At 65.5% G+C, this 10,163-nt stretch carries 12 protein-coding genes and 1 pseudogene; 6 read left to right on the plus strand and 7 right to left on the minus strand.

What is annotated here, in order from left to right; all coding sequences use genetic code 11:
• Positions 1-77: 77 nt before the first annotated feature.
• Both JWQ81_RS43020 and JWQ81_RS43025 read left to right on the plus strand, forming a co-directional pair.
• Entirely contained in the window at positions 78-464 is a 387-nt protein-coding gene (locus JWQ81_RS43020) for an XRE family transcriptional regulator (RefSeq protein WP_297551324.1), read from the plus strand.
• Positions 465-813: 349 nt separating this feature from the next.
• Positions 814-1,776 carry a tetratricopeptide repeat protein gene (locus JWQ81_RS43025; protein ID WP_297551326.1) on the plus strand — a complete coding sequence of 321 codons (963 nt, stop codon included), beginning with the start codon at positions 814-816 and terminating at the stop codon, positions 1,774-1,776.
• On the opposite strand, the gene JWQ81_RS43030 is transcribed toward JWQ81_RS43025, so the two are convergent.
• On the minus strand, positions 1,762-2,310 hold the full coding sequence (locus JWQ81_RS43030) for an NUDIX hydrolase (RefSeq protein ID WP_297551327.1): 549 nt from the start codon (positions 2,308-2,310) through the stop codon (positions 1,762-1,764). The genes JWQ81_RS43025 and JWQ81_RS43030 overlap by 15 nt on opposite strands.
• Before the next feature lie 64 nt (positions 2,311-2,374).
• On the opposite strand from JWQ81_RS43030, the gene JWQ81_RS43035 reads away from it, so the two are divergent.
• Positions 2,375-3,643, plus strand: coding sequence for a pentapeptide repeat-containing protein (locus tag JWQ81_RS43035; protein WP_297551329.1), 1,269 nt, complete (start codon positions 2,375-2,377; stop codon positions 3,641-3,643).
• Here JWQ81_RS43035 and JWQ81_RS43040 read toward each other — a convergent pair.
• The gene (locus JWQ81_RS43040) at positions 3,626-4,783 is read right to left on the minus strand and encodes a hypothetical protein (RefSeq protein WP_297551331.1); all 1,158 of its coding nucleotides are present in this window, start codon (positions 4,781-4,783) and stop codon (positions 3,626-3,628) included. The two genes, JWQ81_RS43035 and JWQ81_RS43040, sit on opposite strands and share 18 nt — an antisense overlap.
• A gap of 148 nt (positions 4,784-4,931) precedes the next feature.
• Between JWQ81_RS43040 and JWQ81_RS43045 the strand changes: the two genes are divergently transcribed.
• From JWQ81_RS43045 to JWQ81_RS43055, 3 genes are read left to right on the plus strand one after another with little or no spacing between them, the layout of a single operon-like run.
• Positions 4,932-5,384 carry a hypothetical protein gene (locus tag JWQ81_RS43045; protein WP_297551333.1) on the plus strand — a complete coding sequence of 151 codons (453 nt, stop codon included), beginning with the start codon at positions 4,932-4,934 and terminating at the stop codon, positions 5,382-5,384.
• On the plus strand, positions 5,381-5,620 hold the full coding sequence (locus JWQ81_RS43050; RefSeq protein WP_297551335.1) for a hypothetical protein: 240 nt from the start codon (positions 5,381-5,383) through the stop codon (positions 5,618-5,620). The genes JWQ81_RS43045 and JWQ81_RS43050 overlap by 4 nt, the downstream gene beginning before the upstream one ends.
• Positions 5,620-5,979, plus strand: coding sequence for a transcriptional regulator (locus JWQ81_RS43055; RefSeq protein ID WP_297551337.1), 360 nt, complete (start codon positions 5,620-5,622; stop codon positions 5,977-5,979). Before JWQ81_RS43050 ends, JWQ81_RS43055 begins: the two co-directional genes overlap by 1 nt.
• A gap of 363 nt (positions 5,980-6,342) precedes the next feature.
• Here JWQ81_RS43055 and JWQ81_RS43060 read toward each other — a convergent pair whose 3' ends face one another.
• The 5 genes and pseudogenes from JWQ81_RS43060 to JWQ81_RS43080 all read right to left on the minus strand — a co-directional run.
• Complete coding sequence (locus tag JWQ81_RS43060; protein WP_297551339.1) at positions 6,343-7,113, minus strand: ESX secretion-associated protein EspG; 771 nt, start codon at positions 7,111-7,113, stop codon at positions 6,343-6,345.
• A gap of 4 nt (positions 7,114-7,117) precedes the next feature.
• Positions 7,118-8,491 (minus strand): hypothetical protein, encoded by a 1,374-nt coding sequence (locus JWQ81_RS43065; protein ID WP_297551341.1) that lies wholly within the window; start codon positions 8,489-8,491, stop codon positions 7,118-7,120.
• Entirely contained in the window at positions 8,491-9,123 is a 633-nt protein-coding gene (locus tag JWQ81_RS43070; protein ID WP_297551342.1) for a DUF3558 domain-containing protein, read from the minus strand. Before JWQ81_RS43070 ends, JWQ81_RS43065 begins: the two co-directional genes overlap by 1 nt.
• Entirely contained in the window at positions 9,120-9,563 is a 444-nt protein-coding gene (locus JWQ81_RS43075; protein ID WP_297551344.1) for a hypothetical protein, read from the minus strand. The genes JWQ81_RS43070 and JWQ81_RS43075 overlap by 4 nt, the downstream gene beginning before the upstream one ends.
• 385 nt (positions 9,564-9,948) lie before the next feature.
• Positions 9,949-10,163 (minus strand): annotated as a pseudogene (locus JWQ81_RS43080) (IS256 family transposase); the annotation flags it as partial.

A 10,163-nucleotide genomic window follows, 5' to 3' on the forward strand; every position in this document is an offset into this window, starting at 1 on the left:
CGACGCGGTGGCGATAGGCGCCCCGCGGAATCGGTAGAGCGCTAATGTCGGCGCTGAGGCGGACCACGGAGGAATGGGTGTCGGAAGACTGGGCGGCGGTCGCGAAGGCCATCAACGAGCGCGTGAACGAGCTCGGTTGGCGTCAACGCGAACTGGCGGAACGCTCGCAGGTTTCGCAGGCGATCGTCCGCGAAATCCAAAACCACACCGTGGAACGCAAGCGCAGTGACCGCACCCTTGAAGCGCTCGCGCTGGCCCTCGGTTTTCACGCCCAGCACCTGCACGCCGTGCTGCTCGGCCGGATACCGCCAGCCCTGGGCCGGCCACGGGAAGACCTCGACGACGCCAACGGCGCACGCCTTGCTGTCATTGAAGAACGCCTCGGCACGATCACCGATCAGCTCGCCGAGCTGAAGGCGGACCTCGCTGTGCTGATGCACCGTGACCGTGGGCCGGGCGAGTAGCCGAGTTCCCGTGATCCGCGCGGCCGCTGGGCCGGGCGGTGGTCGTTCTTGCCGTTTGTCATGACACCAAGAAACGCCCATTTGCGGCCCGGCGGCAGCGGGCAACAGATGACACACCCCGTGTTATCTCATGTTATTTCCGCAGGTAGAACACCCTCTGCGGCGGTGTGGCGATGACAGAAAGAAGCCGCTTGCAAGCGGCCCGGGTAGCTATCGGTTGGGGGCAGGAGAAGCTAGCCAAAGCCATCAATGACCGGTGCCCGGGATTCAGTCTGGCGGTGTTGCCGATCGCGAGCCGTAAGGCTCAGATATCGCGGTGGGAAAACGGGAAGGTGACACCCACCCGCCAATGCGCGCCATCCTCCGCGAGATCTACGGCCGTACGAACGACGATCTCGGGCTCCCCACGGAGATGGAACCGATCGATACATCCGGTTCCGAACTGGCCGAGCGACTCATCATCGCGCGCCGAGTCGACGCCGCGACGATCGCGATGTTCCGCAACGAGGTCGACGGCGTCCGCCACGCCGACCGCCGCTTCGGTGCCGCCACGCGGCTCGAACGCCTTCGCGGACAGATCACCGACATCGAGGGCCACCTACGCCACACACTGCTGCGCCGGGAACGCGCACCGCTCGCCGGCGTGCTCACCGAGGCATCGACGCTGGCCGGGTGGACCTCACTCGACATTGGCGCGCTCGATCAAGCCTGGACCCACTACGAACGCGCCAAGTCGGCCGCCCTGGAATCCGGCTCCCTCGCGCTGCTCGCGCACGCGACCGCAGAGCAAGCGTTCGTGCTCGTCGACATGGGCAACACGAGTGACGCGCTCGCCCTGTTCGCGGAGGCCCGCGAGATCGGCGAACGCGCGCCGCGCCTACTCAGAGCATGGCTCGCTGCCGCCCAGGGAGAGGGATACGCCGTCGCCGGGCAACGCGGCGACGCACTCAGGTCGTTCGACGAGGCCGACACTCTGCGACCATCCGAAGTCGTGCACCCCGCGTTGCCGTTTCTCTTCCTCGGCGGAAGCCACTTGGACCGGTGGCGCGGCAACGCGCTCGTTCATCTCGGCGCGGCCGAGGCCATCGATCAGCTCGAAAGCTTGCTCGACGGGATGCAGTCGTCATCGTTCGTGCGCGCCCGCGCGGCAACCCTCGTAGACCTTGCGCTTGCCTACAGCGCTGCCGATGATCGGGAAGCGGCCCAGACCTATGCGAACCAAGCGCGCCGGATCATCTCGCAAGTCGGTTCAGTGCGTATGCGCCGGAGGCTTGAACGGCTCGTACTGCCGGGCGACTCACGTTCGGCGTGAGTTCAGGTAGTAGAGCAAAGAGACCAGCGTCCCCGAGCCGAGTAGCTCTTGACGCTGAGCAAGCTCGTTGACCCGCGACAGTGGCACCCACTCGACGCGCCCGGCTTCCTCGGTGTCGGTGGGGTCGCCGATGTGCTCGGCAGCGCGCCACAAGTACACGTCGACCGGTGCGGTGACCTGTCCCGGCAACGGCTCGAAGGTCACCAGGCGTTCCGGGGTGCCTACCGGCTGCCACCCGCTCTCCTCGGCTGCCTCGCGCGCGGCCGTCCCGGCGGAGTTCTCACCCTCGTCGACCATGCCTCCCAGCAGCTCGTAGCCCCACTGCTCGGTGGCGAACCGGTAGCGCCAGAGCATGAGTGCTTCGTCCTGGTCGTTCACGATCAGCGCTATGGCGATGCGTGCCAGGTGCACCACGTGGTACTCCCAGCGCTCCCCGTTCGGCGCTTCCACGTCGGTCAACCCGACCTTGACCCACTTGTTGTCGTAGACCAGCCGTTCACCGAACGTCTTCCACGACCCATGCTCGTCAGCCACAGGGAGCAGCCTAATGCCGTGACCACGAACGTTCGCAGTGCCGTTGCAACTACATTTGCCGGTCATGAGTGACAACATCCCGCGCCAGCCCGTCGACGGAGTTCCGGTCGGCCCTGCGTCTGTTGAGGTGGTGCGGTTACGGCAGCTGACGCCGGGCGCGATGTGGGTGACCGCGATCGTGATCGCCACACTGACCGCGGCAGCGGTGGTGGGACTGTGGTGGCCGGCCACCGCCGGACTCAACGGCGCTGATCTAGTGACAGCGCGGCTGGACGCGCTGAAGATCGGGCTCAGCATCGGCGTCGGCAGTGGCGGGGTCGTCGCGCTGTATCTGGCTTGGCGCCGTCAGCACTCCACCGAAGCTGACCTGGACAACCGCGAGCGCTCGCTCTTCCTTCAACAGCAGGTCGCCGGTGAGGCCCGGGCCGATGCGACTGCCCGCCGGATCACTGAGCTCTATCTGAAGGCCGTCGAGCAGTTGGGATCTGACAAAGCCCCGGTCCGACTGGGTGGCCTGTACGCGCTCGAACGCGTCGCTCAGGACAACAGAACCCAGCGCCAGACAATCGTGAACGTCTGGTGCGCCTACCTACGGATGCCGTTCACACCACCCGATGAACCGCCTACGGTCGACGAGAAGAAGGACGTGCGAGAGGACTACCGCGACCAGGTCCAAGAGCGCGAAGTCCGGCTCACCGCCCAACGCCTACTCACAGAGCACCTCACCCCTGGCGCCAATCCCGAGAGCCCGGTGGACACGTTCTGGGCCGAGATGAACCTCGACCTCGCCGGCGCTGTACTCATCAACTTCACCCTTACCAGCTGCACGGCTCGCGCTGTGACCTTCGACTTGGCGACGTTCATTGGCGGCGCCAACTTCGACTCGGCGACGTTCACCAGCGACGCCGACTTCATCTCGGCAAAGTTCACCAACTACGCCGACTTCGACTTATCGACCTTCATCGACTACGCCGACTTCGAGGCAGCGACGTTCACCAGCTACGCCAACTTCGGCTCGGCAGAGTTCCCCGGCGGCGCCAGCTTCGACTCGGCGACGTTCACCGGCTCCGCCAACTTTGGCTCGGCAAAGTTCCCCGGCGGCGCCAGCTTCGACTCGGCGACGTTCACCGGCTCCGCCAACTTTGACTCGGCCTCGTTCAGTCGCTACGTGAACTTCAGCTCAGCGACGTTCATCAACTCGGCTAACTTCGGTTCGACAAAGTTCACCGCGCCACCGGCGAAAGAGGATGTCGTGACTGCGGGGATGACCACAGACTTTCGGGGGACGCGGTTCGTCGAGGAGCCACCTGCGGAACTAGCCCCTTTCCTGTAGCTGCTTGAGCCGTCGCTGCTGGCGAACGGACCCGATCTCAGCAGCCAGGGTGCGTGCCCGGATGACGTGCACGCGAGCCTCGTCGTGCTCGCCCATCGCCGTGAATGCGGCAGCCAGGTCGACACGCAGCCCGGTTTCAGCCCGGGTAAAGGTGGGATCAAGCCGGTTCAGCGCGGACGCGAGCACGGCAACCGCTTCCGGCTCGCCAACGCGGGCGAGCGCGTGGCCGCGCCACCGCGCAAGGTGTACCGGATCAAGCGCGACGTACGGACCGTCCACACTGGACGGATCCGACGGCAGCAGCGACGCAGCGCGATCGAACGCGCGCAAGCTGCCTGAACGCTTCCCGTCTGCGGAGAGCGCTTCACCGTGTGCAGCGGCAAGCCAGGAACGCAGCAGACGACCGGTGACCCGAGCAGCTCGTTTCTCCGTGGCTTCAAGGAGCTCAACGGCAGAGTTCGTCTCGCCAAGATCAAGCAGCACGAATGCCTGTTCAGCGGTGGTGTGTGCTTCAAAGGCAACCTGGCCGGACTCGCTTGCGGCACCTTTGGCCCGCTCGTAACGCTGCCAGGACTCAGACACGTTTCCCAGGTCGAGCGCTTGCCATCCGGCAAGGGTGCCCAGCTCTGCGAGTATCGCGGCAAGCTGTTCGCGGATACCGGGCGCCAGGCTGTGTGACAGCAAGCGGGTGACCTGCTGGATTTTGGTTGCCACCTCGTCGTGGGCGGTCACGGCTCCCAACTGTCGATCGAGTCGACGCACCGCGGTGAGCTGGTCCTGGAGAAGGTTCAAGACGGTCGAATTGACGCGCCGCGCGGCGCTGAGCATCTGTCGTAGCTCGTGCTCGCCACCGTCGGGCAGGCGCGTCGCGGCCGGCGACGAGAGAAGTTCGTCAACGCCGATACCAAAGATCCTTTCCAACAGCCTTGCTGTCGCCGGGCGGGGGCGGCCGACGGGCGAGCCGTCTGGTCTACGGCCAGCGACGAGACGTTTCAGGTGTCGCTCACTGACGGTTCCAGCCTCGCCGAACGTGCGGGCGAACCGCTCGGCGTCGTCGACGAACTCATCGAGCGTCTGGTTCCGCTCCCAGATCTTCAGCTCAAGCACCGTGCGCGGCTCGCGCGCATCCCTGGTCACCATGCCCATCTCCCTGTGCCACTCGACCGCCGAAATGTCCCCGCTGTGGCCCCCTCATGACCTGTCGCTGAAATAAGCCGACAGGAGAAGCTGATTTCATTGTTTCACAGGTCACGGGCGGCTGGTCAGCCCAGCAGACGAGGAGAAACGAATGGGCGACAGATTCCGCCCGGGGCAGGTCGCCGGCCTGTACCTGAGCTGGTATCGCTGCGGTCTCGACGGGCACGACCACGCCGTGACCGATGAGGAGTTTGCTCGAGGCCGAACGGAACACAGCGCCGGTCGGTACAAGTCGATCTGCGGGCATCTGGTGCTGGCCGGCTCGATGTTGCTCCCGCCTGGCCCGCCCTGCGATCGCTGCCGCGCCTACCTGGACGCCCGAGTCACTCTGCGCACGCCTGTACAGCGACTCGGGCAGCCGACCCACCACCACAAACGCGGCCGTTGGAGCCGCCTGCTCGGACATAAACAGACCCCGGCTATCCCGTCTCGACGTCCAACGCCCGTTGGACGGGATGGCCGGACCGGAATTCCGGCGGACGCGGGCAGCGTCCCGACCGCGCCCGTGTCCGCCGGACGCCACGCACTACGGGGTGACCGGTGAGCTTGCGCCTGTTCATCGCGCGCCCCTTGCCAGGCACCGTCGGCGAGACCCGCCGGATGGTCCACGTATTTCCGTTCCCGCCGGGCGGGGCGGTCCCGACGCGAGTCACCGCGTTCTGCGGCGCCGAATTCGGACCGACCGAGCTTGAGCTACTCGACGTCCCGCGCGGGATGCCGTGCGAGATGTGCCTACGGGACATGCCGCGCCCAGATGACGAACTGGCAGGCAGCTCGTAGTGGCCAAGCATCGAACGGTCCCGGCCAACTGCTGGGATCTCGATCGCGTGCTGTTGCACCCGGATCGCTTGTTCATCGCGAGCCTGCTGGCAGGGATGGAGTGGTGCGAGTCCGCCGAGATCCAGAACACGGTCGGGATGACGTCGGCTGGCATCTCCCCGCACCTCGCGCAACTGCGAAGGGCCGGGTACGTCGAGACACGCCGCGAAGGGTTGTCGTCGCAGTCGCGGATCACGCTGCTGGGGTGCGAACGGTTCGCCAACCACCTCGCAGCGCTCGCATCCGTAGTCTCTCGCGCCGCAGAAATCATTTCCTCCCGCGCCGCCCTCGCTCGGACCCTCGACTGCGGCCGTCTTTGAATCGGGAGGTCGGGCTGGACGGGTTCCGTCGATCAACGACAGAGCATTCCCATCCTCGAAGCCCGAATATCGAAGGGGTGGGACGGGCAAATGGCTAGCCGTCCCACCCGTCCCACCACTGTCCTGCCTGGTGGAAGCCGCTTTCTGACCCATCCCGACCCGTTCCAGCGCTGGGACGGGTTCAGGGCCACCTGTCCCAACCGCCCGAGCTCCGGATGGCTCCTAAACGTCGGTCGTCTCGTGGTCGCGCCCCTCAGCGGCCAACCCACACGAGGCCGCCGGACGGCTTCCGGCAGGCGCGGCGACGCACCCGTCGCCGCGCCTGCCTGGAGTCATGCGAGCCGGACACAACACGCGCCGGAGCTACAGGCCGTCAATCGTCGCGTCGAGGGTGCTGAGCATGTTTCGCCGGTTCCCCGGGAAGACGTTGATCTGCTGTAGGCCGTCGCCGTCGTCGTTGACGTAGGTCAGGATTCGCCCCTGCCCGGTGAGGTCGATGGCGCTGAGCGGCAAGCTCCGCACGCGGTTTCCGGACGGGTCCCGTTTCGCCGCGTAGATCTGGTGCACGGCATCCCGGTCAGCGCGCATCAGCTCACGCAGCCGCATCAGGTCGCTGTTGCGCGCCGAGTTGTCGACGAGCGGCCTTGCCTGAGAGCCGTCGTCAACGCCGTCGAAGGTGGCTTTCGGGACCCACATCGGCCTCAGGCCCGCCGCTGGCGCCGCTGGGAGCGCGTCAAGGAAATGGCCCGGAAGCCCGTCCGTCGACACCGGATCAAGCTGAACAACAGTGTCGTCGGTGATCAGCCGCACCGCGTCCCGACCGAGCGCGGCGACCAGGATCGCCCCGTCATCATCACTGCGGCGTGGGAAGTTGGTCCACGAGTAGTACTGTCGATCAGCTCTCGCCAGCGTCGTCAACGTCGTTCGGAAACGCGGAGTGAGAACGCCGTCCGACGCCAGCCCCAGCCTGGTGAGGGTCTCATGAGTCCGTCGCTGGAGGTCGGCCCGGAACTCGTCGGTCATGTAGTAGTTGTTCGTGCCAAGGACAGGGTGAGGCTCACCGAGTCCTTCCCACTCCCACGCCGTCAGCAACGCCAGGCGCGGTACACGCACCGCCTTCTCGATCACCGCCACCCGCTCAACCACCGAGGGTTGGCGGAGCGACGGACATGCCGGTGTTCGGATCGACGAGGGGATCGCCGTTCTCGTCGACGAGGGAGAACGCCGAATCGTCATCGAGCCCGTACTTGCGCTGGTGCTCGGCGTCTTCTTCGCCCTTTCCCTTCCCGCCAGCGCCGCCCATGCCCGACGCTCCGCGGCTTCCAGCAGCACCGGTTGAAGCACCTGAGCCCGCGGACGCGCGCCCCGGTGCGCCTTCTCCGGTGGCTCCTGCGCCGCTGGAGTTACCCGCGCCGTTCAGCCGGGAACCGATCGAGCTGCTGCTACCGCCCGAGCCGGCACCACCCCCAGAGCCTCCGCTGAAGCTGCCTCCGCCCGGTCCGAACGCGCCGCCCATCAATGACGAGCCGAGTCCACCGGAAGACGAGTTGCCTCCGGCGCCACCGGACGAACCGTACGGTGGCGAGGTGAAGCCGGGGTCGGTTGTCGATGTCGGTGGTGGCGTGTAGCTGGAGGAGTGGGTTCCGTCGGTCTGGCTACCCGACGGCAACCCCGTCTGGCTGACGGGAACGTGCTGCTGCTGCGAGGGCGGTCCCGGCGGCGGTGTCTCCTGAGTCTGCCCCGGGTTGTGCGTCGGCTGCCCCGGGCCGCTGACGGACGAGTCCTTGCCGTTCGACAGCGAATGCACCCGCGAATCCGGCGGAACCTTCTTTGATGGTGGCGGCGTTGGTGGCTTCACGAGGCTGATATTTCCGCCGTTGAAGGTGTCGATCTGGCCGTAGTCGACTTTCAGCGCTTGCCCGGCGGCCTGCGCCTGCTGGGAGTACGCGCTGTACCGGGCGACGTTCTGCTGCGCGTCTTGGTTGTACTGATTGATCTGCTTCTCAGTGTCGGTGTCCCAGGGCGAGGCCACGTCACCGAAGTTCTTCTGCGGCGGCGTCGGCGGCATTGGTGTCAACGACTGCTTCATGCTCTCAAAACCGTGCGCAAGACCGGAGAGATTCTGCGCGTTCGATGTGAACGTCTGAGAAGCTGCGTTGGCGACGTCAGCCAACGGTTTGATTTTCGCTTGGGCCGCCTCTGAACCACTGCCAGTCCACACCGACTCAAGCCCAGCGCTCATCTTCTGCACCTGAGCGCTGATGTTGTTGTGGGCGCTGGCCAGGCTCGTCGCGGTCTGCGCGCCATCGTGCCAATCGGGGGCTCCCGAACTCGCCAGGATCTTCGGCACGAAGTCCGGTGCCGCTTGCGCTTGCGTTCCAACGTTTCCGGAGAAGAAGTCACCGACCGCCGAGCCGACGTCGCTGGCCCGGTCGCCTACCCAGCTCGCGGCGTCGCCGACGCCGTCTCCGATTGCGCCGGCCACGTCGCCGACAACGTCCAGGAACCCCATCAGGAACCCGCCTTCTGACGAAGGTTCGTCACAACCATGTCCGACACCTGAGCCGTAACCTCGCAGGGGTCGGCCTTGCCCTTCTTCGCGTCGCTCAGGCCGATCGACACGTCAACGGAGATGTCATCGGCGATACCGATGCTGACTTGGCAAAAGTCCGTGGGAGATCCGCCGCTTGGTGTCACGTGGGCCACGGCCGGAAAACCCTGGATGTCCGGAAGCGGCTTCCACACGGTCGCCTGCGGCTTGGTGTTTTCGTAGAAGCCGCTCAACCCCGTGTGGTCTTGCGTGTCGTACGCAAGAGAAACAAGGGAGTTCTTATCGCTGTTGATCCACGTGCACGACGGACCCGCTGCGTCCGTGTTCGGCCTCGTCGGCGGGACGGTCGTCAGGATCTGCGTCAGCTGCTGCGAGGTCAGTCCGTCGCAGGGCGTACCGGATACAACAGACGCGGGCAATGGATGTTCGACCTTGGGGGCACCGCTGTGCGGCAACCCGCTGGACGTTGCTGAAGTCGACGTGTTGTTGGCTGAGGTCGGAGGCGGCGTGGCCGAACTGTGGCTGCAAGCGGTCGTCAGTACGGCCATAGCAGCCGCGCCACAGAGGACTGCCATCGTGCGGCGGGTCATCATGCGAGCCCCGTATCGGTGGAGACGGCTTTGACAGCGGAGCCAGCTTGCTGATCGGTGTCCTCGGTGATGCCGAGTGCGCGCTCTAACCGCTCGATCAACTCCACCATGTACGCGTACTCCTTCTGTATGTGCCCTGCGCCGTAACCTCCCGCGCCAGGACTCCCTCCGGCACCGATGTAGGCCGCGTTGTACGCGTTGCTGGCTATCTCGTCGGCCGGAGGCTTCATCTTCGTCAGCTTCTCAGCGTCCGGCGTCAACGCTCGCAGGTCGTCACGGGTGGCCTTCGCCTGCGTAAGCATGTTCTGAGCCTCATCGCGGTTGAGGCTGAAACCCTGGGTAGGAGCCGGACCGGTCATGCCCGGAGCGAAGGCGCTGGCGTCAGTACTCACCGCCTCGCCAGCATCTTTGATGAAGAATCCGACGTCGCCAAGCCAAGCCATGCCTCGCCCCTCTGATAACACCGTTCAACCCAGGTTCGTGCCGCCCACCCACTGGGCTGCACAGTTCCAGGTCAAGCTACCCACCCACTGGGCAGCCCGTCGATTACCGTAGCCGATCGGTAACCCAGCGGTACACAGAACGGACGAACTCGTCTTCGGGCACCTAGTCGCGGTGGAGTGCCTGACTAGGTTGGCCCCCGCCTCACAGTTCGACTAAATCATCCAGAAAAAGCAGCCTAAATCAGCTTCGTATGTCGACAGAATTCCACGCCCTCGTCCTTCGCCATGGCAGTCTGGCGGTATGGACGACGAACACCGGGTCTACCTCGACGAGCTGCGCAGGTCGGTGGCGGAGCTATTGTCAATACCTGTGGATCAAGATCTTTTAGGCGGCTGATGGTGGGGCGTGCTCCTCAGGCCGTTCGACCAGCTTCCCGTTGACGAAGTGGGCTCCGGTGCGGACGAGCGCGACCAGGTGGGGTGCGTTGACAGCGCGCCATCGGTCTTGTGCAGCTTCGATGAGCTTGAAGGCCATCGCCAGACCGGCGGCCTTGGAACCTGGCCCCTTCGTGACTTTCGTCCGGTGCCGCACGGTTGAGA

This window comes from Amycolatopsis sp., assembly GCF_025464955.1.
Taxonomy (GTDB): Bacteria; Actinomycetota; Actinomycetes; order Mycobacteriales; family Pseudonocardiaceae; genus Amycolatopsis.

Coding starts and splice junctions, on each gene's coding strand:
- JWQ81_RS43025 (WP_297551326.1), top strand. CDS start 814: ATGCGCGCCATCCTCCGCGAGATCTACGGCCGTACGAACGACGATCTC.
- JWQ81_RS43035 (WP_297551329.1), top strand. CDS start 2,375: ATGAGTGACAACATCCCGCGCCAGCCCGTCGACGGAGTTCCGGTCGGC.
- JWQ81_RS43040 (WP_297551331.1), bottom strand. CDS start 4,783: ATGGTGACCAGGGATGCGCGCGAGCCGCGCACGGTGCTTGAGCTGAAG.
- JWQ81_RS43045 (WP_297551333.1), top strand. CDS start 4,932: ATGGGCGACAGATTCCGCCCGGGGCAGGTCGCCGGCCTGTACCTGAGC.
- JWQ81_RS43065 (WP_297551341.1), bottom strand. CDS start 8,491: ATGGGGTTCCTGGACGTTGTCGGCGACGTGGCCGGCGCAATCGGAGAC.
- JWQ81_RS43070 (WP_297551342.1), bottom strand. CDS start 9,123: ATGATGACCCGCCGCACGATGGCAGTCCTCTGTGGCGCGGCTGCTATG.
- JWQ81_RS43075 (WP_297551344.1), bottom strand. CDS start 9,563: ATGGCTTGGCTTGGCGACGTCGGATTCTTCATCAAAGATGCTGGCGAG.